This is a genomic window from Streptomyces sp. DG2A-72, assembly GCF_030499575.1.
GTDB lineage: Bacteria > Actinomycetota > Actinomycetes > Streptomycetales > Streptomycetaceae > Streptomyces.
The window spans coordinates 4,395,912-4,422,514 of record NZ_JASTLC010000001.1; the positions used below are offsets into that span (position 1 = coordinate 4,395,912).

Here is a 26,603-nt window from a genome sequence, read left to right on the forward strand (position 1 = left end):
TTCCCTCCCGATCTGACGGGCCGTCATATTAGGAGCCCACGAACGATATGCACAGGGGCAGGAGGCCTCTCATGATTCCCGGGAGCCGGAAAGTCGCCGTGGTCGGCGTCGCCCTCTCCGACTGCGGCCGCGTGGACGACACGACCCCGTACGCCCTGCACGCCCAGGCCGCGCGCCGCGCCCTGGCCGACGCGGGCCTCGACAGATCCGTGATCGACGGCTTCGCGTCGGCGGGCCTCGGCACCCTGGCCCCGGCGGAGGTGGCCGAATACCTGGGCCTGCGTCCCACCTGGGTCGACTCGACCTCGGTGGGCGGCTCCACCTGGGAGGTGATGGCCGCCCACGCGACCGACGCGATAGCGGCCGGGCACGCGAACGCCGTCCTGCTCGTCTACGGCTCCACCGCCCGCGCCGACATCAAGGCGGGCCGCCGGACCGGCAACCTGTCCTTCGGCGCGCGCGGCCCGCTCCAGTTCGAGGTCCCGTACGGCCATACCCTCATCGCCAAATACGCCATGGCCGCCCGCCGCCATATGCACGAACACGGCACGACCATCGAGCAGTTGGCCGAGGTGGCGGTGCAGGCACGGGCGAACGCCGCCCTGAACCCGGAGGCGATGTTCCGGGAGCCGATCACCGTCGACGACGTTCTCGACGGCCCGATGATCGCGGACCCCTTCACCAAGCTGCACTGCTGCATACGGTCCGACGGCGGGGCGGCGGTGCTGCTGGTGGCGGAGGAGTACGTACGGGACTGCCGTACGGCGCCGGTGTGGGTGCTCGGCACCGGGGAGCATGTCTCGCACACGACGATGTCCGAGTGGCCGGACTTCACCGTCTCCCCGGCGGCGGTGAGCGGACGGCTCGCCTTCGAGCGGGCGGGCGTACGGCCGGAGGAGATCGACTTCGCGGAGATCTACGACGCGTTCACGTACATGACGTTGGTGACGCTGGAGGATCTGGGGTTCTGCGGGAAGGGCGAGGGCGGGGCGTTCGTCGAGAAGGGCCGGCTGAAAGTCGTAGGCGGGGAATTGCCCGTGAACACGGACGGGGGTGGGCTGTCGGCTCAGCATCCGGGCATGCGGGGGCTGTTCCTGCTGGTGGAGGCGGCGCGGCAGTTGCGGGGGGAGGTGGGCGGGGCGCGGCAAGTGCGTAAGCCCGATGGGCAGTTGCCGCGCCTCGCGGTGGCGTCCGGGACGGGCGGGTGGTTCTGCTCGTCGGGGACGGTCGTACTAGGGCGTTAGAGGAACGCGCGCCAGTCGGCGTGCAGCCGGTCGCCGAGCCGGATGGTGATGTACTCGTTGTTGTCCGCCTTGCCCGCCGTGCGGCCGGTGGAGAAGGGGAAGTTGTTGTCGTTCAGGACGGCGAGGGTGCGGTCGTCGAGCAGGACGACGTCCTCGATCGTCTGGAACGGGAAGGTGAACGTCTCGCCGAAGCCGCCGAGCTTCTTCGGGTTGGCGATGTTCATCAGGTCGGCGACGAGGGTCTTGTCCATCACGCCGTCGCCGTTGCGGTCCCGCGTGTCGGCGAGGTAGATCCGCTTGAACTTGGCGGTGTCGCCCTGTCCGCCGTCCCGCTCGATGACCAGGAAGCGGTGCTTGTCGACGGCGATGGCGTCGCCGATGGCGTTGGAAGCGGACTCCAGGCGGTAGGTGAAGTGCTTGCCGGTGTACTTGCCCGCCTTCAGGTCGAAGTCGTTGAAGCGCAGGTCGCCGGGGGTGTCACCGGTCACCGTGCCTTCGAGCAGCGGGTAGAGGTGCCGTCCGTCGACGGAACGGGCCATGCCCTCGAAGCCCTTGCTGCTGCCGAGGTTGGGCGTGCCGCCGTTCAGGTACGGGTTCTCCGGCGCCTTCACGCCATCGAGGGAGATCGGCGCCTCCAGCAGCTTGCCGGTGCGCGAGAAGTGCAGCAGGAAGGGGCCGAACTCGTCGCCCATCCAGTACGTCCCGTCGTACGCCCGCACGATCGACTCGACGTCGAAGTCGGCGCCGGTGAGGGTGCGGTCGGCGCGGGTGAGCGCGAACGGCACCTTGTGGTACGGGTCGGTCAGGTTGAACCCGCCGAGCACCTTGACCTTCCCGGTGCGTGTGTCCGGCTTGACGCGGTGGACGCGGAGCAGGAAGTCGGCGCTGTTGGCCTTGGTGCCGTAGCCGTTGTCCGACAGCACGTCGTAGGTGCCGTCGTGCCGGTTCACGATGCCGCTGAAGCCCTGCACCGGCTGCCCCGCGAACGGCGCCGCGATCCCGTTGAACGGGCCCGCCCCTATCGCGGCCCCGGACGGCTCGCTGCCCGGCACGAACGTCTCCGCGGGCAGCGACGCCCATCCGGTGAGCGTGGCCTGGCCGAAGTCGTCGGTCTTCGCACCGGTCTTCTCACCGGCCAGGGCGGCGGGCGCCGTGAGGCCGACGGTCAGCGCGACGGCGCTGAGCATGATCGAGATTCTTCTCATGGCGGGCACAGTAGGGACACGTGGTGACGAACGGCCCAACGGCAGGCGACGGCCGGCCGGTGGGGGAACAGGTACCCGTCGGCGGACGTTGTGAACAAAGGAGCGTCGCAGAAGGACCACAGGAAGACCGCCGTACGACTCGAGTCGCTGGAGGATCCCGACATGGCCCTGACCCGCGAGGAGCGCGAGCAGTTCCTGGCCGAGCCGCACATCGCCGCGCTGGCGGTGGACGCCGAGGAGGGGCGCGCACCGCTCAGCGTCCCGATCTGGTACCAGGTCGAGCCCGACGGCACGGTCTGGATCCTGACCACGCAGGACTCCCGCAAACACCAGCTGATCAGCAAGGCCGGCAGGTTCTCCCTGATGGTGGACCGGCTGGAACCCACGATCCGCTATGTGTCGGTGGAGGGCCCGGTCCTCGACACCACACCCGCCACCATCGAGAAACTGCGCGAGCTCTCGGCCCGCTACCTCCCGGCCGAGAAGGTCGACGGCTATGTCGACTTCTCCTGGAACAACCACGGCGAGATGGTGATCATCCGGATGCGCCCGGAACGCTGGGTGTCGTCGGACCTCGGCACGGTCTAGCGACCACCGGGGGAGCGGGGACGGGGCGGCCATCGGGACGGCGGCCACGGGGGTGCGGCCACCAGGCATGACAAGGCCATCGGGCGGGACAATCGGAGCATGGACTCCGAGTTTGTACGTCTGCTGCGGTCGTCCCGCGTCTGGGAGGCGGGAGTCACCGAACTCCGCCCCTTCGACCCGGCCACCGCACCCTCCTCCCCTCTCCCCCTCTTCACCACCTGGTTCGCTGAGGCGGTGACAGCAGGCCAGCCGGAGCCGCACACCATGTCGCTGGCGACATCGGACGAGGAGGGCCTGCCGGACGTACGGACGGTCATGCTGCACGGCGCCGACGAGGACGGCTGGTCCTTCGCCACGCACGACCACAGCAGAAAGGGCCGCCACCTCGCGGCCCGCCCGTACGCGGCCCTCGGCTTCTACTGGCAGACCCTCGGCCGCCAGATCCGCATCCGCGGCCCCGTCACCACCGCCCCCTCCCAGGAAGCCCGGTCAGACCTCCACGCCCGCTCCACCGGCGCCCTCGCCGCCGCCCTCACCGGCCACCAGAGCGAAGTCCTGGGCTCCTTGGAGGAGTTGGCGACGGAATCGGCGGCGGCCTGGGAACGCGCCCAGCGCGAGCCGGACACACCGGTCCCGTCCTGGTCGCTGTACCACCTCCAGCCGGAGACGGTGGAGTTCTTCCAGGGGGACGCGGAGCGACGGCATGTGCGGCTGAACTATCGGCGGGCGGAGGGGGGTTGGGACAAGGAGTTGCTGTGGCCTTGAACGGACAAACGGTCAGTGCGACCACGTGAACTCGTCCGCCGCGGCACGGAACACCGGCACCCCCTCCCGAAACCCCACTTCCAGTTCCATCCCCACCCGCAGTTCCCCGCCCCCCACGACCTCCGTCATCATCCGGGGCCCCTCAGCCAGGTCGACGACCGCGGCGACGTACGGCGTGCGCTCGCCGAAGGGCGGCAGGTCGTTGCGGTGGACGACGGACCAGGTGTAGAGGGTGGCGCGGCCGGTCGCGGGCTCCCAGGTGACGTCCTCGCTCCAGCAGTGCGGGCAGAACTCGCGGGGGTAGTGATGCGCCCGGCCGCACTCCCCGCAGCGTCGGATCAGCAGACGGCCCTCCGCGGCTGCGTCCCAGTACGTCCTCGTGAACGCGTCGATCTCCGGGACGTCCATGCACACTCCCCGTGATGGGTACAGGATCTGACGGTACGTCAGTTCAGCAGCGTCGGCGCAGTCAGGTCAACCATCTGTACAACTGGGACGAGGGACACGGCGCCAACCACGCGGCGTCGTTTCCCTTCACAAGAGCGCGCGCCGCGCGTCGCGACGTCGAGCCCCTCCGCGCACCCCGGGCCGACGTCGCGGCGTATTTACAGGCCCGTGAAAGCCACCACAATCAGTCGCCCTACGCCACCAGTCCCACTCACTCCTCCTACATGCGTGATCAATCCGCAACCAATTCCGGTCTTGACCGAGACCCATCAAACGGGCACGTGATTACGCTCGCGCTCATGGCCGACTCCACAGCGTCCGCATCTCCCGCGAACCAAGCGGCGCAGAGCCCCGCGACCCCCGCGACGCACAGCCCCGCAGACCGCCCGGTGTACATCATCGGCGGCGGTCCCGGCGGACTCGCCGCCGCGTACGCCCTGCGCGCCCGTGGCATACGCGCCGTCGTCCTGGAGAAGTCCGACCGGGTGGGCGCGTCCTGGCGGCGCCACTACGACCGGCTGCACCTGCACACCACCCGCCGCCTCTCGGGCCTGCCCGGTCTGCCCATGCCGCGCCGCTTCGGGCGCTGGGTGTCCCGCGACAACGTGGTCCGCTACCTGGAGAAGTACGCCGAGCACCACGAGCTGGAGATCGTCACCGGCGTCGAGGTCTCCCGCGTCGACCGCGCTCCCGACGGCTCCGGCTGGCTGCTGCACGCCACCGGCGGCCGCGAACTGACCGGCGCCGCGGTCATCGTCGCCACCGGCTACAACCACACACCCCACCTCCCCGACTGGCCCGGCCGCGACTCCTACACCGGCGACCTCCTCCACGCCGCCGACTACCGCAGTGCCGAGCCCTACGCCGGCCGTGACGTCCTCGTCGTCGGCGTCGGCAACACCGGCGCCGAGATCGCCGTCGACCTCGTGGAGGGCGGCGCCTCCCGCGTACGGCTGTCCGTCCGCACCGCCCCGCACATCGTGCGCCGGTCGACCGCGGGCTGGGCCGCCCAGTACACCGGCGTACTGTGCCGACGGCTCCCGGTCGGCCTCGTCGACCGGCTCGCCCGTCCGCTGGCCAAGGTCAGCGTGCCGGACCTCTCCGAACACGGCCTGCCCCGCCCCGACACCGGCCTCTACAGCCGGGTCAACGAGGGGTCGATCCCGGTGCAGGACGTCGGCCTCATCGACGCCGTACGCAAGGGCCGGGTCGAGGTCGTGGCCGCCGTGGACGCCTTCGAGGACAGCAAGGTCGTCCTCGCCGATGGCGATCCTGTGGGCCCGGACGTCGTGATCGCCGCCACCGGCTACATCCGCGCCCTGGAGGGCCTGGTCGGCCATCTCCACGTCCTGGACACGCGCGGCAGACCGGTCGTGCACGGCGCGCGCACCCCGGACAATGCCCCAGGCCTCTATTTCACTGGCTACGTCAACCCCATTAGCGGCATGCTCCGGGAACTGGCCATCGACGCGGAGAAGATCGCGAAAGTCATCGCCAAGGACGGCGGACGACAGGCCACCCGACTCCCTGCCTGACAACGGTCTCCGGACCCTCGTCTGACCTAGAGCCCTCACTGGGCCGTTACGGAAACCTCGCCGTGTGGCCGATGACCTGGAACGGGAGGACGAACCCGACGATGGCGCGGGGCAGCGGCTGCTGAAGATCCTGTTCGACCCACGTACTGACAGTGACAACCCATAAGATTTGCGTCACATGGGTGACCCCGGCGGTACGCCACATACCCCGGGGCCTGGCCAGTCACGGAGGGACTGACATGACCAACCTTATGCGCCGCCCCAACCCCGCCACGGCAGGGACGGAGATCATCGCGCTGGCCTACAAGCGGGCCTCAACAGAGGAGCAGCTCAAGGGATACGGGCTCGATGTCCAGGACGATGAACTGCGTGCCTGGGAGGCCGAAGATGCCAGGCGCACCATCCTGGAGACCTTCTCCGACGAGGGTGTCAGCGGCGCTCAGGACCGCCGCCCTGACATGCTCCGCCTTGAGGAGCGGGCCCGGGAGGGCAAGGCGAACCGCATCGTGGTCCCGAAGGTGGACCGCGTAGGGCGTACGGCCCGCGCTGCCTTCAACTGGGCCTGGCGCATGCAGGACATCGGCGTCCACTTCATCTCCATTCAGGAGCGCATCGACACCAGCACCGAGCTGGGCTGGACTGTGTTCCAGCAGTACGTGTTCTTCTCCGAGATGGAATGGAACAGCATCCGCCAGCGGACGCGGGACGGCCGGAACAAGAAGATCGAGTACGGCGGATGGCCCGCTGGCCCGGCGCCGTACGGCTACCGGATCGAAGGCAAGGGTCAGAAGGGTTCCTTCCTCGTCGTCTGCGAGGGCGAGGCCCGCGTCATCCTCAAGTCCGTGGCCCTGCTGGTCGACGGCAAGGCGAGCTTCGAGGAGGCTGCAGACGAGCTGAACCGGTTGGAGCTGTACACCCGCAGCGGCAAGCCGTGGACGACCACCAACCTCTACCAGCGCATGCACTCGGAGACCTTCGACGGCTACACCACATACCGCAAGGCCAACCGCGGCGACCGCAAGAGGGCCACCAGGCTCAATGAGGACGGCACGCCGGTCTACGGCGAGCCCGTACGCATCGCCGTACCACAGATCCTCACCCCCGACCGGACCGACGAGCTGAAGACTGCACTCAAGAAGCGATCCATCAACAAGCCCCGGAAGCCCGCCCGGATCTACTCCCTCAGCGGCCACATCGCCAGCGACTGCGGACAGGTCTACGTCGGAGGAGGGCGGACGGGGCAGCGTGCCTACCGCTGTCAGGGCAACAGCTCCGACAAGTCGGCCTGTGGTTGCACGAACCTCGATGCGACCGAGATCGAGAACGCTGTCTGGTCCAAAGTGACCAGGCTTCTCGCGGACGAGGCCCGCCTGAGGGTTCTTGCAGACCGCAGAGTCGTCTCCCTCCCGGGCGACCGGGACAAGTACCTGGAGCGCCAGGAGAGCCTGGCCACGAGCATCGAGAAGCACGAGAAGCTGATCGAGGACGCCGTGCCCGAGTACATCAAGGCGGGTCTTGAGCCGGCCGTGGCCGCGGCCGCAGTCAAGAAGCTGCTGGAGGAAGTCGAGGGCTTGCGAAAGCAGCTCGAAGAGGTGCAGTACTGGCTGTCCGAGTATGAGCAGACACAAGCCAGGGCGGACGCCATCGTCTCGCTCGCCCGCTCCTCCCCGGAGCGGCTGGCGAGCCTGGATGCGGCCGAGAAGGCCGAGATCTTCGACATGTTCCGCATCGTCGTTCTCCCCCAGAAGGGCCGCTTCGTCAAGCGGTCCGGAGCCCCCTGCAAGGTCACTACATGGCACTACGAAACCGGCACGCTCGTGCCCCCGGACGTCAGTGAGACACGGTGGGAGGCAGCACGGGAAGTCATCGCCCAATACCACGGACCCCGGCACTTCTCCATGACCAGCCTGGACCTGCGGCAAGCCCTGAACGGGATGCTACACCGCCTCCGCCATGGGGCGGAGTGGTCCGAGATCGAATCGTGGGGTCACGCAGAGGCGATCCGCCAGCGGCAGGGAGTCTGGTTCCGCAGTGGTGCATGGCAGGCCCTCATGGAGCATCTGACCACCGACGGACGAGGGACGGTGGCGTACCGCCACCCGACGATTCCGCTCCTGCATGTGGTGGGTGAGATCCGTTCGGGTGTCCTGGCCCTGATGAGAGCCACGGAGGACGACCTCACGGAACTCACGGAGGGTGAATCGGGCAACCCCATCAGCGGCATGCTCCGCGAACTGGCCATCGACGCCGAGAAAATCGCAAAGGCCATCGCGAAGAACGGGGCGGGTTCGGTGTCACGGCTGCCGGTCTGACGCCGAGGGACCCTCCTGTTCGGGTGGTTCGGGTGCTTCGGGTGCTTCGGGTGGTTCGGGTGGTTCGGGTGCCGGAGGGTGTGGCGAAGTGGGTGCCGACGCGGGACCGCCCGGTCCGACGGCTTCCTGACGCAGCGTCAGTTCAGTAATCTGACACTGCGTCAGTTAGTTGCTGTCACACAGGAGCGGGGCGACCGATGCTTGGATCAACCCACGGCACCCTTACCACCGACTCCCGCCGGGGCCGGGTCGTCGCCTGCGGCGAGCAGCCCGCCCCCGCCGTCCACGGCCGCCCGGCCGACGTGGACGACTACGACGTCAGCGGGCGTCCGCTGTATGCGGGCGTCCCCGATCTGGACCGGTTCTTCCGGCCCGAGTCCGTCGCCGTGATCGGCGCCTCGGACGGGGAGGGCCGGCCCAACACCGGTGTCACCCGGCAGCTGTTGTCCTGGGCCGAGCGGGTCGGCGCTCGGCTGTATCCGGTGCATCCCACGCGGGACTCCGTCTTCGGCATCTCCTGTTTTCCTTCCGTCAGCGACCTGCCCGAGCAGGTCGATCTCGCCGTACTGCTGGTCGCCGACCCCCTTCCCGTGATCGAGGAACTGGGCGAGGCCAAGGTGAAGTTCGCCGTCGTCTTCGCCTCCGGGTTCGCGGAGACGGGGGACGAGGGCGCCGTCGTGCAGGGGCAGCTGACGGCTGCCGTGGAGCGGGCCGGTGTGCGGCTGCTCGGGCCGAACACCAACCTGAACGCCTTCGAGCGGTTCCGGGACGACCTGGACGGTCCCTCCATCGCCCTCATCACCCAGTCCGGGCATCAGGGCCGCCCCGTCTTCGCCCTCCAGGAACTCGGCATCCGGCTATCGCACTGGGCGCCCACCGGCAACGAGGCCGATCTGGAGACCGCCGACTTCATCTCCTACTTCGCCGAGCAGCCCGACGTCGGTGCCATCGCCTGCTATATCGAGGGGCTGAAGGACGGCCGCTCCTTTCTGCTCGCCGCCGACCGGGCCGCACGGCGCCGGGTGCCGGTCGTCGCGGTCAAGGTGGGCCGCACCGAGACCGGCGCCCGCACGGCCGCCTCACACACCGGCAAGCTGACCGGCGCGGACGAGGTGGTGGACGCCGCGATGCGGCAGTTCGGGGTGATCCGGGTCGACGGGCTCGACGAACTCCAGGACACCGCCGCCCTGTTGGCCCGCGCCCGTCCGCCCCGCGCCGATGGAGTCGTCGTCTATTCGATCTCGGGCGGCACGGGCGCGCACGTGGCCGACCTGGCGAGCGAGGCGGGCCTGCGGCTGCCGGAGCTGTCGGAGGCCCGGCAGGCCGAGCTGCACCAGTGGATACCGGAGTACCTCAGCGTGGCCAACCCGGTCGACAACGGCGGGCATCCGGTCGGGGACTGGCGCGGACGGAAGATCATCGACTCGATCCTGGACGACCCGGAGGTCGGCGTGCTGATCTGCCCGGTCACCGGACCCTTCCCGCCGCTCAGCGACCGGCTCGTGCAGGATCTGGTGGACGCGGCCGAGCGGACCGACAAGCTGGTGTGCGTGGTGTGGGGGTCGCCGGTCGGCACCGAGCCGGCGTACCGCGACGTACTGCTCGGCTCTTCGCGCGTGGCCACCTTCCGCACGGTCACCAACTGTCTCACCGCAGTCCGCGCCCACCTCGACCACCACCGGTTCGTCACCGGCTACCGCTCCCCCTTCGACGAGGCACCGCGCACGCCTTCGCCCTCCTTCCGCAAGGCGCAGGCACTGATGCGTCCAGGACAGCAGCTGAGCGAACACGCGGCGAAACAGCTGCTTCGCGCCTACGGAATCCGGGTGCCGCGCGAGCAGTTGGTGACCAGCGCGGCGGCGGCCGTGCGCGCGGCGGGCCTCGTCGGCTACCCGGTCGTGATGAAGGCGTCCGGCGCCCAGATCGCCCACAAGTCCGAGCTGGGTCTCGTCAAGATCGGACTGACCTCGGCCAGCCAAGTCCGGGACGCCTACCGGGAGCTGACCGACATCGCCCGCTACGAGGACGTCTCGCTGGACGGAGTCCTCGTGTGCCAGATGGTCGAGCGGGGCGTCGAGATGGTCGTCGGCGTCACCCACGACGAACTCTTCGGACCGACCGTGACCGTCGGGCTCGGCGGTGTCCTCGTCGAGGTGCTGCGGGACGCCGCCGTACGCGTGCCGCCCTTCGGTGAGGAGCAGGCGCGGGACATGCTCGGTGAACTGCGCGGGCGGGCCCTGCTGGACGGGGTCAGGGGGCGCCCCCCGTCCGACCTCGACGCGCTCGTCGAAGTCGTCCTGCGAGTGCAGCGCATGGCACTGGAACTCGGGGACGACCTCGCGGAACTGGACATCAATCCGCTGATGGTGCTGCCCAGCGGACAAGGCGCGGTGGCACTGGACGCGTTGGCGGTGTGTCGCTGACATGAACCCACCCAAGGAACTGAACCCGCCCAGTGAACTGAACCCGCCGAATGAACTGAACATGCCTGATGAACCGAACATCCCCGATTCCCCCCGTGAGTCCGGAAATTCCGCTGAGTCATTGATACGGCACACCACTGACAATCACGTCCGCCGTATCACCCTCGACCGCCCCGAAGCTCTCAACGCCATCACCCCTGACCTGCGAGAACACCTGATCCAAATTCTCTCCGACGCCTCCTCCGACCCCGCCGTGAGAGCCGTCGTCCTCACCGGAACCGGTCGCGGCTTCTGCGCCGGGGCCGACCTGCGGGGCGGAGCGTCGGGCGCACGGGAGCGGGTCGCCGGTGACGTCGCCCGCACCCTCCGGCTCGGCGCTCAGCGGCTGATCAGCGCCGTCCTCGACTGCGAGAAGCCGGTGATCGCCGCCGTGAACGGCACGGCGGCCGGACTCGGTATGCATCTCGCCCTCGCCTGCGACCTCGTACTGGCCGCCGAATCCGCCAAGTTCATCGAGGTGTTCGTACGGCGTGGACTCGTGCCGGACGGCGGCGGCGCCTATCTCCTCCCCCGCCTCATCGGCCCCCAACGCGCCAAAGAGCTGATGTTCTTCGGCGACGCCCTCACCGCCGCGGACGCCGAACGCCTGGGCCTCGTCAACCGCGTCGTCCCGGACGCCGAGCTGGACAAAACAGCCCGCGAGTGGGCCGACCGCCTCGCCACCGGCCCGACCCGGGCGATCGCCTTGACCAAGCAGCTCGTCAACGCCTCGCTCGACACCGACCGCGCCACCGCGTTCGCCGCGGAGGCGGCCGCGCAGGAGATCAACATGACGACGGCGGACGCGAGGGAGGGTGTGGCGAGCTTCGTGGAGCGCAGGAGTCCGGAATACCGAGGGCGGTGAGTGCCGTCAGTCCCGCTTCAGGATCCGCAGGTCACCCGCGTCCGGGTCGCCGAACAGGACGAACAGTTCGGGCTCGTGTGCCGTGCCGCCGATCGTCCAGTACGTCTGCTCCGCGCAGTCGTCATCGAGTCGTACGACGACCCCGTCGCGCTCCTGCGGACCCTGACCGCCCCATCGGTCGTCGCGGCCCTCCGTGTCGAGCCACCAGGTACCCATGCCGTCGCACACCTCGAAGTCCTCGGCGGAATCCGCTCCGAACTCGGGCTCGGCAGGCAGGTCCGTGAGTTGGGCCCGGCCGCCCGGAAGCAGTTTCAGCGCCGCGCCGTCGTCGCCGCGCCAGAGTCCGGCGAGCTGCGCGGCGGACAGCTTCGGGGGCTCGTACTCCTCGATCAGTCCCGTGGCCGTGACCAGCAGCCCGCCCACGAGGGCCAGCCCGCACAGCCCGAAGCAGCCGAGGCCGCCACGCCACCAGACGCCCAGCGCTCCCCACCTCCGCTCGGTGGCCCGGGCGCGGCGGCGGGCGTACGCGACACCGAGTACAGGGAGTGTGCCGAGGGCCGCGAGCACCAAGGCCGTCGCCGTGAACGGCCGACCCCACCAGGCCGCCGGCAGCATCGCCCAACAGGCACCGAGCAGCACGACGTACAGGAGGTGCCAGGCCCACCCGGGCCCGCGGAGCCGGCGAACCGACAGATGAGCCAGCAGCGCAGCCGGGGTGATCTGCGCAACCGTCTGGACCAGGCCCAGAATCGGCAGCACCAGCGGTGCGAAGAGGAGCGCGCACGCCAGGCCCAGGCCCAGGGCCGGGCCGCCGATACCGACGCCGTAGTCGTCCTCCACGGAGCCGCTGAACAGCGACAGCAGCCAGGCCGCCGGAAGCTGCGCCGCGCACACTCCGACGGCAACCGTCCGGTCGTCGTTCGTCCAGCTCAGCCGGGCTCTGCGGAAGCCCCGCCGGATCTTTCCCCACCCCATGGCCCGGAGCGTACGCCGCAGCCTCGGACGGTTCCCCGCACCCCTTCCCATCTGACACCCCGTCAGCTTCAATGGATGGCGTGATGGGACACGCAGGAATGGCGGCAGCAGCCGTCCGTTATCTCAGGTCCGGGCCCGCCCGCCCCGTAGAGGCGCTGCCGCGCCCGGAGTTGCGGTGTGTGGGCGAGGACGAGCGGGCGCCGGTCGACCAGGCCGAGTTCCGGCGGGTGCTCGGGAACTTCGCGACGGGCGTGGCCGTTGTCACCTCACCAGCCACCGATGGCGAATCCGGCCCCGCCGGCTTCGCCTGCCAGTCCTTCTCGTCCCTCTCCCTCGACCCACCCCTCGTCGCCTTCATGGTCGGCCGTACGTCGACGACCTGGCCCTGCATCGCCCGCGCGGGCGCCTTCTGCGTGAACGTGCTCGCCGCCGACCAGGGCGCGTTGTGCCGCGGCTTCGCGGTGAGCGGCGGCGACAAGTTCGCGGGTGTCGCCCACGACGCGGCTCCGGTGTCCGGGTCGCCGCGTCTCGCGGGCGCGCTCGCGTGGATCGACTGCACCATCCATGCCGTCCACACCGGCGGCGACCACCTCATTGTGGTGGGCCGGGTGGACGACCTCGGCACCGCCGACACCCCTGAGGCACCCCTGCTGTTCCACCGGGGCCGGTTCCTCTAAGCGGCCACCGGCCCGTCGGCGGTCGGCTGCCGCCGGATCACCAGCGCCATCAGCGCCGCCGCAGCGCACAGCGCGCCCGACGCGTACCAGACCATGTCGTACGAACCGGAGACATCGCGTACGACGCCGCCGATGAAGGCCACCAGGGCAGCGCCGACCTGGTGGGAGGCGAGGACCCAGCCGAAGACGATCGCGCTGTCGTCGCCGTACTGCTCGCGGCACAGGGCCACGGTGGGCGGGACGGTGGCGACCCAGTCGAGGCCGTAGAAGACGATGAAGAAGATCATCGGCGGATGGACGCTGGGCGCCAGCAGCATCGGCAGGAACAGCAGCGAGATGCCGCGCAGCGCGTAGTAGACGGCGAGCAGCCGGCGTGGTTCGTAGCGGTCGGTGAACCAGCCGGAGGCGATGGTGCCGACCACGTCGAACACGCCGATGACCGCGAGCAACGAGGCCGCCGCCGTAATGGGCATGCCGTGGTCGTGGGAGGCCGGCACGAAGTGGGTCTGGATCAGGCCGTTGGTGGAGGCGCCGCAGATCGCGAAGGTGCCGGCGAGCAGCCAGAAGGGGCCGGTGCGGGCCGCTTTGAAGAGGACGGTCACGGCACGGCGCGCGGCGCCCGGCACCGGCTCCGGCTTCGGTACGAACTCCTTCGCGCCGTACGGATTCAGGCCCACGTCGGCCGGGTGGTCGCGCAGCAGCAGCCATACGAAGGGGACGACCGCGAGGGCCGCGAGGGCGACCGTGACGGCGGCCGGGCGCCAGTGGCCCGCCTCGACCATCAGGGACAGCACGGGCAGGAAGATCAGCTGGCCGGAGGCCGAGGCGGCGGTGAGGATGCCGGTGACCAGGCCGCGCCGCTCGGTGAACCAGCGGTTGGTGACCGTTGCGGCGAAGGCCAGCGCCATCGAACCGGTGCCCAGGCCCACCAACAGGCCCCAGCACAGCAGCAGTTGCCAGGCGGCCGTCATCCACACCGTCAGACCCGAGCCGATCGCGATCACGGTGAGCGCCGCCGCGACCACGCGCCGGATGCCGAAGCGGTCCATCAGGGCGGCGGCGAAGGGTGCGGTCAGTCCGTACAGGGCGAGGTTGATGGAGACGGCGGCGGCGATCGTGCTGCGTGACCAGCCGAACTCCTGGTGCAGCGGGTCGATGAGCAGCCCCGGCAGGGAGCGGAAGGCGGCGGCGCCGAGGATCGTCACGAAGGCGACGGCAACGACGAACCAGGCGCGATGGATGCGGGTACGGCGTGGCTTCTGCGGGGTCCGGTCGACGGCGGTGGCTTCGGTTGTCTGCGTCACGACAACGAGCTTCGGGCCTGCGCGCCCACAGATCCATTGGCCCGAAGGACAGCATTCGTTAGGATCGGGCCATGAGCATGAGTCGGAGTGCCGTGAGCGTGAGTGAGCCGGAACGCCATGAGCGTGAGTCGGAGTTCCGCCCGCACCGCGTCGTCGTCCTCGCCCTCGACGGGCTGCTCCCGTTCGAGCTGGGCATCCCGCACCGGATCTTCGGGCGCCCCAAGGACGCCGAGGGGCGGCATCTGTACGAGGTCGTCACCTGCTCGGTCCGGCCGCCGGGCCCGGTCCAGACCGACGCCGACTTCTCCATCCGCGTCGCACACGGTCCGGAGGCGCTGGCCACCGCCGACACCGTGATCGTCCCGGCGTCGTACGAGCTCGGCCCGGTCTTCGAAGAGGGCGTGCTGACCGACGAGCTGGCCGCCGCGCTCGCCCGGATCCGCCCCGGCACCCGGGTGGCCTCCATCTGCACCGGCGTCTACGTCCTCGCCGCCGCGGGCCTGCTCGACGGCCGCCCGGCCACCACGCACTGGTCCGACGCCGAGCGCTTCCAGCGGCTGTTCCCGAGGATCAAGGTCGACGCGGACGTGCTGTTCATCGACGAGGGCGATGTGCTGACCTCGGCGGGCGTCGCCGCCGGGATCGACCTGTGTCTGCACATGGTCCGCCGCGACCACGGCACGGCGATCGCCAACGACGTGGCCCGCCGCACGGTCGTACCGCCCCACCGCGACGGCGGCCAGGCGCAGTACATCCACCGCCCGGTCCCCGACCCGCAGCAGGCGACCACGACCACCGCCCGTGCCTGGGCCCTGGGCCGCCTCCACGAGCCGATCCAGCTGCGCAACATGGCGGAGCAGGAGGCCATGTCCGTACGGACCTTCACGCGCCGCTTCCGCGAGGAGGTCGGCGTCAGCCCCGGCCAATGGCTCACCCAGCAGCGAGTGGAACGCGCCCGCCACCTCCTGGAGTCCACCGATCTCTCCGTCGACCAGGTCGCCAGGGACGCCGGCTTCGGCACGGCCCAGTCGATGCGGCAGCACCTACAGGCGGCGCTCGGCGTCACACCCACCAGCTATCGGCGCACCTTCCGCGCCGGGAGCAACGCCGACGTCCAGGTCCCCAGCGGCACTTGAGCCGTCCCGACGGGCCTCTCCCCACCAGCCGAGCGCCGTCAGCAGCAGGGTCAGCACCACACCGGCCAGCATGGCCGTGGACGGCGCCACCACCTGGAGCAGGCCGCCGGCGAGGGAACCCGTCGCCGCGTAGCCCGCGCCCGCGGCGGCGTACATCACGGAGTAGCCGGCCGCCAGGGCGCCCGGCGGCATGGCCTCGCGCAGGGACAGGTTGCGGGTGATGAGCGCGCCCGACTGGAGCGTGCCCGCCAGGGTGAGGGCGATCGCGATGCCGGCCGCGCCCGGTATCAGCGCGGTGAGGCTCACGAAGGCCGACATGCCGCACATCAGCACCACACTCCGCGTACGAAGCCGCCCCGGCCACGATCGCAGGCCGTACAGGAACGCCCCGACCCCCGCCCCCACCGCGAGTCCCGCCAGCATCGGGCCGGACCAGCCCACGCCGATGCCGCGCTGCTCCAGCAGGGCGGGCAGGGTGAGTTCGGCCAGGCCGAGCAGGGTGAGACTGGCCGCGCCCGTGACGTACACCGGCCAGGCGCGTATCAGCACGCGGAGCATCCCCCGGCCTGCCTCCCCGTCCTGATCCCCCTTGTCCCAACCCGCCGGCAGCAGCCAGTGGCCCGCTATCGACGACGCCATCAGGGCGGCCCCGAGGAGCAGCGGCACCCGAGGCGCCACCCCTAAGGCGAGGCCGGCCACCGCGACCGGGGAGACGGCCCACACACCGGACATCAGCATCGACTCGGCCGACAGCGCCTGCGTCACGGCGCGCTCCGGGACCAGCGAGGTCAGCAGCGCACGCTGCCCGCCCGCGGCAGCCGCCGGAGCGGCACCGGCCAGGAACGCGAACGCCCCCAGCACGACAGGATGTGCACCGGCCAGCACCCCGAGCCCCGCGAACCCCACCGCCCCGCCCGCGAGCCCCACGGCCAGATGTCGCCGGCCGCGCGCCGGATCCAGCCGCATCCCGAGGACCGGCGCCCCGATGATCTCGCCGATCACATACGCCGCCGCGAGCGCCGCACCCAGCGTGTAGCCGCCGGGCCGCTCCCGCACCAGGAACACCAGCGCCAACGGCGCCATGGCGACCGGCATGCGGGAGCCGACGGCGGTGCAGGCCCAGATCAGGACCTGCTTGGAGGCGACATCTCGGTAGGTCATGAGATGAAGGTAGGCGGCGGCACTGACAACGCGGCAGCCGATTTCCGGGCCTGTGGAAAACTCCGCCAGGACACCGGCCGAGCACCGAGTAATTCAGAACGTGAGGACCCCGCGAGCCACCTTTCCCGCCTCCGCATCCGCCGCCGCCCGCTCGAACTCCTCGACCGGATACGTCTGCGTCACCAACTCGTCCAGCAGCAGCCGCCCGTTCCGGTACAGCTCGGCGTACAGCGCGATGTCCCGCTGCGGGCGCGACGACCCGTACCGGCACCCCAGGATCGACTTGTCCAGATACATCGAGGACACGACGAAGGAGGCCTCGGCGCCGGCCGGCGGCACCCCCAGCAGAATCGCCTGCCCGCGCCGGTCGAGCAGATCGACGGCCGCACGGATCAACTCGACGCGCCCCACGCACTCGAAGGCATGGTCCGCCCCCGTCGGTAGCAGCTCCCGCACGCCTTCCGTCGAGGTCAGGAAGTCGGTCGCCCCGAACTGCCGCGCCACCGCCTCCTTCGCCGGATTGGCATCGACGGCGACGATCCGCAGCGCACCCGCGATCCGCGCCCCCTGAAGGACATTGAGCCCGATGCCCCCCGTACCGATGACGAGCACGCTGTCCCCACGGTCCACCTTCGCCCGGTTGAGCACCGCGCCCACCCCGGTCAGCACCCCGCACCCGATGAGCGCTGCGGAGGGCAGGGGAATGTCCTTCGGGATCCGCACCACCTGCACGGCCTTCACCACGGTCCGCTCGGCGAACGCGGAGTTGGACGCGAACTGGAAGACGGGCCGCCCACCGCGGACGAACGGCTGCCCGGGCCGCCCGATCGCCTGCCGGCACATCGTCGGCCGCCCCCGGTCGCACTCCGCGCAGGTACCGCAGTTGGCCAGCGTGGACAGGGCGACATGGTCACCGGCCGCCACATGCGTGACCCCCGCGCCGACGGCCTCCACCACCCCGGCCCCCTCATGCCCGAGCACCACGGGAACGGGGAACGGAATGGTGCCGTCCACCACGGACAGATCGCTGTGGCACAACCCCGCCGCCGAGATCGACACCAGCACCTCACCCGGCCCCGGATCCCGCACCTCCAGGTCGTTCGCGACCTCGACCCGCTTCCCGTCGAACACCACGCCGCGCATCACACAACCCCCTTGGGTTCCCTCGGCAGCCCGAGCACCCGCTCGGCGATGATCGTGCGCTGAACCTGGTCCGAGCCGCCGTAGATGGTGTCGGCCCGCGAGAACAGGAACAGATGCTGCGCCTCGTCGAGTTCGTACGGCGCCGAGGCCGACCAATCCGCAGGTCCCACGCTCGCCCGCGCCCCCCGCACCTGCATCTCCAGCTCCCCCAGCCGCTGATGCCACCCGGCCCACAGCAGCTTGGCCACACTGGGCGCGCCCGCATCACCCGAACTCCCCAGCGTGCGCAGGGCGTTCCACCGCATCACCCGCAGCTCCGCCCACTGCCGCACAAGCCGATCCCGTACGACCGGATCACCGACCGCCCCCGTCTCCACGGCCGTCCCCACGATCCGCTCCAACTCCCGCGCGAAGCCGATCTGCTGGGCCAGGGTGGAAACACCGCGCTCGAAACCGAGCAGACTCATCGCCACCCGCCAGCCATTGCCCTCACCCCCGACAACGTGCTCCACGCGCGCGTGCGCCCCGTCGAAGAAGACCTCATTGAAGTCGCTGGTGCCGGTCATCTGCCGTATCGGCCGCACATCGATGTGATCCGGCTGATCCATCGGAACAAGCAGAAAGCTCAGTCCCCGGTGACGACGGGAGTTCGCATCCGTCCGCGCCAACACGAAGCACCAGTCCGCCTCATGCGCGAGTGACGTCCAGATCTTCTGCCCAGTGATGCGATACGTCCCCTGCGACTCCCGTGTCGCCACGGTCCGTATCCCGGCCAGATCCGACCCCGCGCCAGGTTCGCTGTACCCCTGACACCACAGTTCCTCACCCGCGGCGACCGCCGGCAGAAAGCGCCCCTTCTGCTCAGCGGTGCCATGAGCAATCAGGGTCGGGGCGAGCAGATTCTCACCGATGTGCCCAGAGCGCGGAGGCGCCCCCGAACGCGCGTATTCCTCGGCCCAGGCGACCTGTTGGGTAAGCGTGGCAGACCGATTGCCGTACCCGGTTTCACCCCAGGAAAGCCCAATCCACCCGGCCTCTCCGAGGATGCGTTCCCAACTACGCCGGTCCTGCGCACCCCCGGCGTGCCCTTCGAGCCACGCCCGAGCCTCCACACGAAACGCTTCATCCTCCGCCGTGAACCCGAAGTCCATTGGGGCCTCCTCAAAATCGCCGGCAACTAGAGCGCCCCTCCAGGGGCGCGGGGAACTGCGCGACCAGCCACTGACAACCCGCAGCCGCCAGACCAGAAAGCCCCCCGAGCTACTGGGCGTTAGGCCGCCCCCCATCCTGCGCGGCCCGCTCCATCGCCTCCACCCGCTCCAACATCGGCATCGGATCCACCCCCACCGCCCCCGGCAAGAACTCCGCAATCCGCTCCGGCGTCCACGAACCCTCCGCATAAGCCGAACGCAGTTCCCTCGGCTGCGCCCACACTGCGATCTTCGGCCCGGCAATCGTGTACACCTGCCCGGTGACCCCCTGAGCCCGATCCGACAACAGGTAGACCACCAGCGCCGCCACATCCTCCGGCTCCCCGATCTCCGCCAGCTCCATCGGCACGTTCGCCGACATCCGCGTACGAGCGACCGGCGCCACCGCATTGGCGCTCACCCCGTACTTGTGCAACCCCAACGCGGCGCTCCGCACCAGCGAGATGATCCCGCCCTTCGCGGCGCTGTAGTTGGCCTGCGACACGGACCCCTGATGGTTGCCGCTGGTGAAGCCGATCAGTGTCCCGGCCCGCTGCTTCCGCATCACCGCCGACGCCGCCCGGAACACCGTGAACGTGCCCTTGAGATGCGTGGCCACGACCGGGTCCCACTCCTCCTCGGTCATGTTGAACAGCATCCGCTCACGCAGAATCCCGGCCACGCACACCACACCGTCGAGACGGCCGTACGATTCCAGCGCCGTGTCGACCACGCGCTGCCCGCCCGCCATCGTGGCGACGTCGTCGGCCACGGCGACCGCGTCGCCGCCCGCCGCCCCGATCTCCTTGACGACCGCTTCGGCGACCTCGCTGGTCGGGGAGGCGCCGTCGATCGCCACGCCGTAGTCGTTGACCACGACCTTCGCTCCCTCGGCAGCCGCCGCGAGCGCGACCGCCCTGCCGATGCCCCGTCCGGCGCCGGTCACGGCGACGACCTTGCCTGCCAAGAAGTTCCCCACGCCCGGCCCCTTCCCGCGGTTTCTGACGGACCGTTAGATTTTAAGTCCCGTCAGACACCTGGAGACAAGCCCCGGGGAGGCTCGCATGTCACTACCGGCCGAGTTCCATGACATCGCCAAGCGGGTCAACAACTGGGGCCGTTGGGGGGCCGACGACGAGATCGGGACCCTCAACCTCATCACCGACGAGGTCGTACGGGAGGCAGCCGCCTGCGTACGGAGCGGGCACCGGATTCCGCTCGCGCTCCCCCTGAGGCAGGACGGCGTCCAGACCGGGATGATCCCGGGGCGCGTCAATCCGCTGCACGCCATGGTGCAGATCAACCAGGAGATCTTCGGTCCCGGAACGGTCGCGTGCAGCGACGACGCGGTGACCATGGGACTGCAGGCCGGCACCCACTGGGACGCGCTCACCCACGTCTCGCACTCGGGCCGGCTCTACAACGGCCGCCCGGCCGGCACCGTCACCCCGCACGGCGGCGCCGAGTTCAGCGGCATCGACAAGGCGCGGCACATCGTCTCGCGCGGAGTGCTGCTCGATGTGGCGAAGGCACACGGCGTCGGACGTCTCGACGGGGGGCATGCCGTGACCCCTCAGGACCTGGACGCAGCCGAGGAGCTCGCGGGCACGCGCGTGCGTGCCGGTGACATCGTGCTCGTACGTACGGGGCAGGTGCAGGTGTATCTGGCCGGGGACAAGCACGCGTACGCCTATCCGTCACCCGGGCTGTCGATCCGCACCCCGGAGTGGTTCCACGCGCGCGATGTCGCCGCCGTCGCGAACGACACCCTCACATTTGAGATATTTCCGCCGGAGATCGAGGATTTGTGGCTGCCCGTGCATGCGCTCGACCTCGTGGAGATGGGGATGCTGCAGGGCCAGAACTGGAATCTCGAAGAGTTGTCCACAGCTTGTGGACAAGTGGGCCGCTACGACTTCCTGCTGTCGGCGATGCCCGAGCCGTTCGTCGGCGCCACGGGAACTCCGGTGGCCCCGGTGGCCGTTCTCTAGTCGCCGGCCACGCTCCCGCCTCCCCGGGCGCGGCCGGCTGGCGACGCGCCGCGCCCGCCCCGAGCACGGTGTCGCGCGCCGCCATCCGGCTTCGGCGCACCCACCCCGGTTCTTCATGGCCCCAAGCAGAACCGACGCCGAATAACGACCCACACTCGCCGAGGGCTCCCGTCACCGAAACCCTCGCCGTCCCCTCACGGCGAATCGCTGACCACCAGCGTGATCAAACGGTCACGTCGCGTCAACACCCGAAAGGGGATTCATCACTTACGCCCCGATTTCGGTGGCCGCGCACAGAAGCACATCCGGGCGCATGCGCCCTGTCGGCCGGAGAAGGGCGGTAAGCGTTTGTCGCCATGTCGGCGACCATGCGCCGGGGGGCACACACCCGCGAGCGGCTATACGGCTTCGTACGCCAGCCCTTCATACCCTTCGTAGGCCGAGGCCCCGCCACCGAACGCCGTCGCCGCCTCGGGCGGCTCCGTACAGCGGTCCAGTTCGCACCAGATGCGCTTACCGGCGCCCTCCGGGCTCCAGCCCCAGCGGTCGGCCAGGCCGTCGACGAGGGCGAGACCGCGCCCGCCCGTCTGCTCGCCGTCCACGCACCGGGGGACGGGGGCCCGGTCGCTGGCGTCGGCCACCTCCAGCCGGACCGGAGCAGCTGACTCCGCCGCCTCTCCGGGCAGCGACAGCCGGAGCACGGCCGGGCAACCGGTGTGCACGACGGCGTTGGTGACAAGTTCGGAGACGAGCAGGATCAGCGTCTCGGCAAGCGGCTCATCGGCCCCTATCCCGGACCCGGCGAGCCGCGAACGGGCCCACCGCCGGGCGCGCCCCACCTCTGCGGGGTCGGGCCGGATCTCCAGCTGCACTTGAAGCACCTGCACCGCTCACACCATCCGAACCGGCGGACACATGACCTCGCGCCACACGAGTGCCACGATCGTAGCCATTCTTTGCATGACCAGAACAATGGTCAGAGCCGGGTTCACAGAACGTGAATCCCTTACGAGACAGCATGGTTGACGTACAGTCACCCCAACAAGCGCTTCGGGCATATTCCAGCGCGAAGGAGTACCCGTGCGGCATACTGTGCGACGCTCGTTGTGGCGAGTCGAACAGGGGCACATCGCCGGATCCGGGGCCACCTCAAGGGCAACACCGGCATGACTCGTGCTCGGACCCGCTCGCATCCCACACAAGGTACCGGAGCGGCACAGCGACTCCAGGCCGTGACGAGTCACCCTTAGGACACAACCCGGTATCAACGCTCCGTAATTCCGGTATGCCACAATCCGCGACATCCATGCCGCCCGCGTGCGCGATACCGCAGCCCAGCGCCCCCTTTGCCGCTCAGGCCACCAAATCCGCCGCGAGCAGTTCCTCACTCTCCGTACTCGCGCCACCACGCCGAGCACGCACCCAGGCCCGCTTCAGATGGAGATGCACCTCGGACTCCCAGGTGAAGCCCATTCCGCCGTGCACCTGAAGGCAGTCACGGGCGCCGCGTACCGCAGCCTCGTCGGCGAGCAGCCGAGCCGCCGCGATGTCCGTCCGGTCGGCGGTGACGGCGGCGGCATACACCGCCGCCCGGGCCACCTCCGCCCGCACCAGCATCCCGGCGCACAGATGCTTGACCGCCTGGAAGGCTCCGATCGGCTGCCCGAACTGCTCACGGGTCCGGGCGTGTTGCACCGCCAGCTCGCACACCCGCCCGGCCGTGCCCAACTGTTCGGCGGCGGTCAGGAGTACGGCGGCGGGGTCCACTGCGGCCCCGCCCTCACCCACCCGGTGCAGCGGAGTCAGCGGATCCACCGACCGCAGCGGTACGGCCCCGGCGGCGTCCCCTCGTACGATGTCCGCCTCGCCCAGCCACTCCACGAGCCCGCTGCCGTCCACGGCGGCGACCACGGTCTCCCCGTCCGCCGCGCCCGCCGCCTCCCCCGCCGCCAGATGTGTGGCGATCAGCGGCCCCGGCAGCAGCGCCCGGCCCGCCTCCTCGAAGGCCAACACCGCTTCGGGCAGCCCGAGTCCGACCCCGCCGTCCGCCTCCGGCAGCCGCAGCGCGAAGAACCCCGCCTCACCGAGCGCCCGCCAGAGGCCACGGTCCAGCGCGGGTGCGTTCACGGCAGCCCGCAGCGCCTCGGCGTCGAAGCGCCGTGCCAGCAGTTGTCGTACGCCGTCACGCAACGCCCGCTGATCCTGGGTGAGTTGGAATTTCATACGCGCAGTCACCGTCCCTTCGGCAGTCCGAGGATGCGCTCGGCCACGATGTTCTGCTGGATCTGCGAGGTGCCGGCGGCGATGGTGTAGGAGAGGGACGACAAGCGGTCCAGCGTCCAGGGCCGGTCGACGTCGAGGGAGTCCGGCCCCAGGACGTCGGCAGCGGTGTCGTACAGCTCCTGCCGCGCCTGCGAATACCTCAGTTTGAAAACCGAACTCCCCACTCCGGGGACCCCGCTCTCCGCCTCGCTCACATTCCACTGGGTCAGCCGCCACAGCGCCCGGAGCTGCGCATTCAGCCTGCCCAGCCTGCGCCGCAGCACGGGATCGTCCCAGCGGCCGTTCTTCCGTGCCTCACCGGCGAGTTCGCGCAGGACGCGGCGGCAGGCGACCACCTCGCCGACGAAGGCCGTGCCGCGCTCGAAGGAGAGGGTCACCATCGTCACGCGCCAGCCGTCGTCCTCGTCACCGACGCGGTTGGCGACCGGGATGCGGACCTCGTCGAGGAACACCTCGGCGAACTCGGCGGATCCGGCGAGCGTGCGCAGCGGACGTACGGTGATGCCCGGGGCGTCCATGGGCATGGCGAGCCAGGTGATGCCGCGGTGCTTGGGCGCGGCGGGGTTGGTGCGGACCAACAGCTCGCACCAGTCGGCCACTTCGGCATGGGAGGTCCAGATCTTGGACCCACTCACTACGTAGTCGTCGCCGTCCCTGCGCGCGCGCGTGCGCAACGCCGCCAGGTCCGATCCGGCGTCCGGTTCGCTGAAGCCCTGGCACCAGACCTCCTCGCCCCGAAGGATCGGCGGCAGCCAGCGCGCCCGCTGCTCCTCGCTCCCCTCGGCGGCGATCGTCGGCCCCGCGTGCAGCAGCCCGACGAAGCCCGCCCCCACGTAGGGCGCGCCCGCCTTCTCGGTCTCCTCCAGGAAGATCAGCCGTACGGTCGGGGAGGCGTCCCAGTGCACGTGCGCGTACCCGGCGTCGTACAGCATGCGCTGCCAGCCGAGGTCGTACGCCCTGCGCGCGGGCCAGTCGTCCGGGGACGGCTTCGGCGGCAGCGTCGGAAGGACCTTCCCCAGCCACTCCCGCAACCGCGCCCGGAACTCGTCCTCTTCGGGCGTGTACGTGAGGTCCATCCACCACCTGCCTGACGATCCGTCAGATTCAGCAGCAGGCTAGCCCCGCACCCCTGGACCGACAAGGCGTCGAGCCCTACGCTCTCCGCACGATCTGACACACCGTCAGCCAGAGGGGGTCGTCGTGAACGACACCGCACACGCCCTGGGTTCCTCGCGCACGCTCTGGGAACTGGTCACACGCCGTGCCGAACTGACCCCCGACCACCCCGTCCTCCTCCAGGACGACCGCACGCTCACCTTCGGTGAGCTGCACGATCGTGCCGAGCGCGTGGCGGCCGGCCTCTACGGCAGGGTTGTACGCGCCGGCACGGTCGTCGCCTGGCAGCTGCCCACCCGCATCGAGACCGCCCTGCTGTCCTGCGCGCTGGCCCGCCTGGGCGCCGTACAGTCGCCGGTCATCCCGTTCTACCGGGACCGCGAAGTCGGTTTCGCCCTACGGGAGTCCAAGGCCGAGTACTTCGCCGTGCCCGGCGAGTGGCGCGGCTTCGACCACACCGCGATGGCGCGCCGGCTCGGCGCGAAGGGGATCTTCGAGGCGTACGACGACCTGCCCGACGGCGATCCCTCCGTACTGCCCGCGCCACCCGCCGACGGCACGGACGTCCGCTGGATCTACTGGACCTCGGGAACCACCTCCGACCCCAAGGGCGTTCTCCACACGGACCGCTCGCTCATCGCGGGCGGCGCCTGCCTCGCCCACGCGCTGCGCCCCACCTCCGCCGACGTCGGCTCGATCGCCTTCCCGTACGCCCATATCGGCGGCCCCGACTACATGGTGATGCTGCTGCTGTACGGCTTCCCGGCAGTGCTGTTCGAGCAGTTCGCGCTGCCGGACGCGCTGGAGGGGTATCGCAAGCACGGGGTGACGATGGCGGGCGGGTCGACGGCCTTCTACTCGATGTTCCTCGCCGAGCAGCGCAAGCGGCCCAAGGAGAAGCTCATTCCGAGCCTGCGGCTGCTCGCCGGCGGCGGGGCGCCGAAGCCGCCGGAGGTCTATCACGCCGTCGTGCGCGAGATGGGCGTGCAGCTCACCCATGGGTACGGCATGACCGAGGTGCCGATGATCACGATGGGGGCGCCGGACGACACGGTCGAGAACCTGGCGACGACCGAGGGGCGGCCACCGGAGGGCATGGAGATTCGGATCGTGGACGGGGAGGTGCGGCTGCGCGGGGAGGCGGTGTGCCGGGGGTATCTGGATCCGGCGCAGACGGCGGAGGCGTTCGACGGGGAGGGGTTCCTGAGGACCGGTGACCTCGGGCGGCTGGCCGACAGCGGGCATCTGGTGCTGACGGGGCGGCTGAAGGACGTGATCATCCGCAAGGGCGAGAACATCTCCGCCAAGGAGATCGAGGATCTGCTGCACCGGCACCCGGACGTCGGGGACGTGGCCGTGATCGGGCTGCCGGACGCCGAGCGCGGGGAGCGGGTGTGCGCGGTGGTGGAACAGCCGCCGGAGGCCGGGGAGTTGACTCTGGAAGCGGTGTCGTCGTACCTGCGCGCGGAAGGGCTGTCGGTGCACAAGCTGCCGGAGCGGCTCGAGGTGGTGGACGCCCTTCCGCGCAACGAGACCTTGCGGAAGGTGCTCAAGTACAAGCTGCGCGAGCGCTATTCAGACAGGTGACGTCATTCGGGCACGGTGAAGTAGCGGGCGAAGGACGAGACGATCTCCGCCTCGCCGATCTTGCCGTCGCCGTCGGTGTCGAGGGTGGCGGCGGCCGTCGCGGCCACGTCCTGGCTCACGCCGAGAGCGGTGAGCACGCGCGCGGTGTCACCGACGGTGGCCGCTCCGTCGCCGTCCCGGTCGGCGAGGTCGAGCGCGGCATGCAGGAAGGGGCGGGCGATCTCGGCGAACCGGTCCGGGTTGTCGCGCAGGCGCTTGACCGCGCCGCCGACGAACTCGTCCCGGGTGATCCGCTGGTCGCCGTCCCGGTCCGCTATGCCGGCCATCCCCTGCCAGAACGCCTCGGCGCCGATGTACAGGGCCTGTCCCTTGTCGGAGCGGGCCGCCGTACCGAACTCCGCGAGCAGCCTCTTGGCCGCCGCGCTGAAGTCCTCACGGTCGATGTAGCCGTTGCCGTCCTGGTCGAAGGTGGCGAACCGGGCGGCGATCCTGCGCTCGTACTCGCTGCTGACCATGTCTCTTCGTGCCGCCTTACGTCACGTGGGGTGCGTACAGGCACGGAGCGTACGACGCCCGGGGCGGCCTTGGCGCGGAAAACGTCGCTTGTGCCAAGACCG

At 70.1% G+C, this 26,603-nt stretch carries 23 protein-coding genes; 11 read left to right on the forward strand and 12 right to left on the reverse strand.

Features of this window, described 5'->3' with window-relative positions; translation table 11 throughout:
• Positions 1-71: 71 nt before the first annotated feature.
• On the forward strand, positions 72-1,244 hold the full coding sequence (locus QQY66_RS20700) for an acetyl-CoA acetyltransferase (protein WP_301981830.1): 1,173 nt from the start codon (positions 72-74) through the stop codon (positions 1,242-1,244).
• On the opposite strand, the gene QQY66_RS20705 is transcribed toward QQY66_RS20700, so the two are convergent.
• Entirely contained in the window at positions 1,241-2,449 is a 1,209-nt protein-coding gene (locus tag QQY66_RS20705; RefSeq protein ID WP_301981831.1) for an esterase-like activity of phytase family protein, read from the reverse strand. The two genes, QQY66_RS20700 and QQY66_RS20705, sit on opposite strands and share 4 nt — an antisense overlap.
• A 162-nt stretch (positions 2,450-2,611) precedes the next feature.
• Between QQY66_RS20705 and QQY66_RS20710 the strand changes: the two genes are divergently transcribed.
• Positions 2,612-3,037 (forward strand): pyridoxamine 5'-phosphate oxidase family protein, encoded by a 426-nt coding sequence (locus QQY66_RS20710; RefSeq protein WP_301987433.1) that lies wholly within the window; start codon positions 2,612-2,614, stop codon positions 3,035-3,037.
• A gap of 99 nt (positions 3,038-3,136) precedes the next feature.
• A complete protein-coding gene (locus tag QQY66_RS20715; protein ID WP_301981832.1) occupies positions 3,137-3,802 on the forward strand; it encodes a pyridoxal 5'-phosphate synthase in 666 nt (221 codons plus the stop codon).
• 12 nt (positions 3,803-3,814) lie between these two features.
• On the opposite strand, the gene QQY66_RS20720 is transcribed toward QQY66_RS20715, so the two are convergent.
• Positions 3,815-4,210 (reverse strand): Zn-ribbon domain-containing OB-fold protein, encoded by a 396-nt coding sequence (locus tag QQY66_RS20720; RefSeq protein ID WP_301981834.1) that lies wholly within the window; start codon positions 4,208-4,210, stop codon positions 3,815-3,817.
• 338 nt (positions 4,211-4,548) lie between these two features.
• On the opposite strand from QQY66_RS20720, the gene QQY66_RS20725 reads away from it, so the two are divergent.
• The 4 genes from QQY66_RS20725 (at position 4,549) to QQY66_RS20740 (ending at position 11,423) form a co-directional block, all read left to right on the forward strand.
• On the forward strand, positions 4,549-5,784 hold the full coding sequence (locus QQY66_RS20725; protein WP_301981836.1) for an NAD(P)/FAD-dependent oxidoreductase: 1,236 nt from the start codon (positions 4,549-4,551) through the stop codon (positions 5,782-5,784).
• A 239-nt stretch (positions 5,785-6,023) separates the two neighbouring features.
• Positions 6,024-8,096 carry a recombinase family protein gene (locus QQY66_RS20730; RefSeq protein WP_301981838.1) on the forward strand — a complete coding sequence of 691 codons (2,073 nt, stop codon included), beginning with the start codon at positions 6,024-6,026 and terminating at the stop codon, positions 8,094-8,096.
• Between the two features lie 197 nt (positions 8,097-8,293).
• Positions 8,294-10,519: an acetate--CoA ligase family protein gene (locus QQY66_RS20735; protein WP_301981839.1), complete on the forward strand. Its 2,226-nt coding sequence runs from the start codon at positions 8,294-8,296 to the stop codon at positions 10,517-10,519.
• 61 nt (positions 10,520-10,580) lie between these two features.
• Positions 10,581-11,423 carry an enoyl-CoA hydratase/isomerase family protein gene (locus tag QQY66_RS20740; protein WP_301981840.1) on the forward strand — a complete coding sequence of 281 codons (843 nt, stop codon included), beginning with the start codon at positions 10,581-10,583 and terminating at the stop codon, positions 11,421-11,423.
• A 6-nt stretch (positions 11,424-11,429) separates the two neighbouring features.
• On the opposite strand, the gene QQY66_RS20745 is transcribed toward QQY66_RS20740, so the two are convergent.
• Positions 11,430-12,398, reverse strand: coding sequence for a hypothetical protein (locus QQY66_RS20745; RefSeq protein ID WP_301981841.1), 969 nt, complete (start codon positions 12,396-12,398; stop codon positions 11,430-11,432).
• Positions 12,399-12,481: 83 nt separating this feature from the next.
• Here QQY66_RS20745 and QQY66_RS20750 point away from each other — a divergent pair, with 83 nt between their 5' ends.
• Positions 12,482-13,075: a flavin reductase family protein gene (locus QQY66_RS20750; protein ID WP_301981842.1), complete on the forward strand. Its 594-nt coding sequence runs from the start codon at positions 12,482-12,484 to the stop codon at positions 13,073-13,075.
• Here the strand turns inward: QQY66_RS20750 and QQY66_RS20755 are convergent.
• Positions 13,072-14,379 carry an MFS transporter gene (locus tag QQY66_RS20755; RefSeq protein ID WP_301981843.1) on the reverse strand — a complete coding sequence of 436 codons (1,308 nt, stop codon included), beginning with the start codon at positions 14,377-14,379 and terminating at the stop codon, positions 13,072-13,074. The two genes, QQY66_RS20750 and QQY66_RS20755, sit on opposite strands and share 4 nt — an antisense overlap.
• Before the next feature lie 77 nt (positions 14,380-14,456).
• Here QQY66_RS20755 and QQY66_RS20760 point away from each other — a divergent pair, with 77 nt between their 5' ends.
• Positions 14,457-15,515 (forward strand): GlxA family transcriptional regulator, encoded by a 1,059-nt coding sequence (locus tag QQY66_RS20760; protein WP_301987434.1) that lies wholly within the window; start codon positions 14,457-14,459, stop codon positions 15,513-15,515.
• Here the strand turns inward: QQY66_RS20760 and QQY66_RS20765 are convergent.
• The 4 genes from QQY66_RS20765 to QQY66_RS20780 all read right to left on the reverse strand — a co-directional run bounded on the left by QQY66_RS20765 (position 15,423) and on the right by QQY66_RS20780 (position 19,988).
• Positions 15,423-16,676 carry an MFS transporter gene (locus QQY66_RS20765; protein ID WP_301981844.1) on the reverse strand — a complete coding sequence of 418 codons (1,254 nt, stop codon included), beginning with the start codon at positions 16,674-16,676 and terminating at the stop codon, positions 15,423-15,425. The genes QQY66_RS20760 and QQY66_RS20765 overlap by 93 nt on opposite strands.
• Positions 16,677-16,769: 93 nt before the next feature.
• A complete protein-coding gene (locus QQY66_RS20770; protein ID WP_301981845.1) occupies positions 16,770-17,819 on the reverse strand; it encodes a Zn-dependent alcohol dehydrogenase in 1,050 nt (349 codons plus the stop codon).
• Complete coding sequence (locus QQY66_RS20775) at positions 17,819-18,970, reverse strand: acyl-CoA dehydrogenase family protein (RefSeq protein ID WP_301981846.1); 1,152 nt, start codon at positions 18,968-18,970, stop codon at positions 17,819-17,821. The genes QQY66_RS20770 and QQY66_RS20775 overlap by 1 nt, the downstream gene beginning before the upstream one ends.
• Before the next feature lie 109 nt (positions 18,971-19,079).
• Positions 19,080-19,988 (reverse strand): SDR family oxidoreductase, encoded by a 909-nt coding sequence (locus QQY66_RS20780; protein ID WP_301981847.1) that lies wholly within the window; start codon positions 19,986-19,988, stop codon positions 19,080-19,082.
• 85 nt (positions 19,989-20,073) lie between these two features.
• Between QQY66_RS20780 and QQY66_RS20785 the strand changes: the two genes are divergently transcribed.
• On the forward strand, positions 20,074-21,000 hold the full coding sequence (locus tag QQY66_RS20785; protein WP_301981848.1) for a cyclase family protein: 927 nt from the start codon (positions 20,074-20,076) through the stop codon (positions 20,998-21,000).
• 398 nt (positions 21,001-21,398) lie between these two features.
• Here QQY66_RS20785 and QQY66_RS20790 read toward each other — a convergent pair whose 3' ends face one another.
• From QQY66_RS20790 to QQY66_RS20800, 3 genes are all read right to left on the reverse strand, one after another.
• Positions 21,399-21,872, reverse strand: coding sequence for an ATP-binding protein (locus QQY66_RS20790; RefSeq protein ID WP_301987435.1), 474 nt, complete (start codon positions 21,870-21,872; stop codon positions 21,399-21,401).
• 481 nt (positions 21,873-22,353) lie between these two features.
• Positions 22,354-23,223 (reverse strand): acyl-CoA dehydrogenase family protein, encoded by an 870-nt coding sequence (locus tag QQY66_RS20795; RefSeq protein ID WP_301981849.1) that lies wholly within the window; start codon positions 23,221-23,223, stop codon positions 22,354-22,356.
• 8 nt (positions 23,224-23,231) lie between these two features.
• Entirely contained in the window at positions 23,232-24,359 is a 1,128-nt protein-coding gene (locus tag QQY66_RS20800; RefSeq protein WP_301981850.1) for an acyl-CoA dehydrogenase, read from the reverse strand.
• A 124-nt stretch (positions 24,360-24,483) separates the two neighbouring features.
• Between QQY66_RS20800 and QQY66_RS20805 the strand changes: the two genes are divergently transcribed.
• A complete protein-coding gene (locus QQY66_RS20805; RefSeq protein ID WP_301981851.1) occupies positions 24,484-25,986 on the forward strand; it encodes a class I adenylate-forming enzyme family protein in 1,503 nt (500 codons plus the stop codon).
• Between the two features lie 2 nt (positions 25,987-25,988).
• Here QQY66_RS20805 and QQY66_RS20810 read toward each other — a convergent pair whose 3' ends face one another.
• Positions 25,989-26,501: an EF-hand domain-containing protein gene (locus tag QQY66_RS20810; protein WP_301981852.1), complete on the reverse strand. Its 513-nt coding sequence runs from the start codon at positions 26,499-26,501 to the stop codon at positions 25,989-25,991.
• Positions 26,502-26,603 lie beyond the last annotated feature (102 nt).

Excerpts from the sequence above, each read along its gene's own strand:
- QQY66_RS20700 (WP_301981830.1), top strand. The coding sequence starts at position 72 with ATGATTCCCGGGAGCCGGAAAGTCGCCGTGGTCGGCGTCGCCCTCTCC.
- QQY66_RS20705 (WP_301981831.1), bottom strand. The coding sequence starts at position 2,449 with ATGAGAAGAATCTCGATCATGCTCAGCGCCGTCGCGCTGACCGTCGGC.
- QQY66_RS20710 (WP_301987433.1), top strand. The coding sequence starts at position 2,612 with ATGGCCCTGACCCGCGAGGAGCGCGAGCAGTTCCTGGCCGAGCCGCAC.
- QQY66_RS20715 (WP_301981832.1), top strand. The coding sequence starts at position 3,137 with ATGGACTCCGAGTTTGTACGTCTGCTGCGGTCGTCCCGCGTCTGGGAG.
- QQY66_RS20720 (WP_301981834.1), bottom strand. The coding sequence starts at position 4,210 with ATGGACGTCCCGGAGATCGACGCGTTCACGAGGACGTACTGGGACGCA.
- QQY66_RS20725 (WP_301981836.1), top strand. The coding sequence starts at position 4,549 with ATGGCCGACTCCACAGCGTCCGCATCTCCCGCGAACCAAGCGGCGCAG.
- QQY66_RS20730 (WP_301981838.1), top strand. The coding sequence starts at position 6,024 with ATGACCAACCTTATGCGCCGCCCCAACCCCGCCACGGCAGGGACGGAG.
- QQY66_RS20735 (WP_301981839.1), top strand. The coding sequence starts at position 8,294 with ATGCTTGGATCAACCCACGGCACCCTTACCACCGACTCCCGCCGGGGC.
- QQY66_RS20740 (WP_301981840.1), top strand. The coding sequence starts at position 10,581 with ATGCCTGATGAACCGAACATCCCCGATTCCCCCCGTGAGTCCGGAAAT.
- QQY66_RS20745 (WP_301981841.1), bottom strand. The coding sequence starts at position 12,398 with ATGGGGTGGGGAAAGATCCGGCGGGGCTTCCGCAGAGCCCGGCTGAGC.
- QQY66_RS20750 (WP_301981842.1), top strand. The coding sequence starts at position 12,482 with ATGGGACACGCAGGAATGGCGGCAGCAGCCGTCCGTTATCTCAGGTCC.
- QQY66_RS20760 (WP_301987434.1), top strand. The coding sequence starts at position 14,457 with ATGAGTCGGAGTGCCGTGAGCGTGAGTGAGCCGGAACGCCATGAGCGT.
- QQY66_RS20765 (WP_301981844.1), bottom strand. The coding sequence starts at position 16,676 with ATGACCTACCGAGATGTCGCCTCCAAGCAGGTCCTGATCTGGGCCTGC.
- QQY66_RS20770 (WP_301981845.1), bottom strand. The coding sequence starts at position 17,819 with ATGCGCGGCGTGGTGTTCGACGGGAAGCGGGTCGAGGTCGCGAACGAC.
- QQY66_RS20775 (WP_301981846.1), bottom strand. The coding sequence starts at position 18,970 with ATGGACTTCGGGTTCACGGCGGAGGATGAAGCGTTTCGTGTGGAGGCT.
- QQY66_RS20785 (WP_301981848.1), top strand. The coding sequence starts at position 20,074 with ATGTCACTACCGGCCGAGTTCCATGACATCGCCAAGCGGGTCAACAAC.
- QQY66_RS20795 (WP_301981849.1), bottom strand. The coding sequence starts at position 23,223 with ATGAAATTCCAACTCACCCAGGATCAGCGGGCGTTGCGTGACGGCGTA.
- QQY66_RS20800 (WP_301981850.1), bottom strand. The coding sequence starts at position 24,359 with ATGGACCTCACGTACACGCCCGAAGAGGACGAGTTCCGGGCGCGGTTG.
- QQY66_RS20810 (WP_301981852.1), bottom strand. The coding sequence starts at position 26,501 with ATGGTCAGCAGCGAGTACGAGCGCAGGATCGCCGCCCGGTTCGCCACC.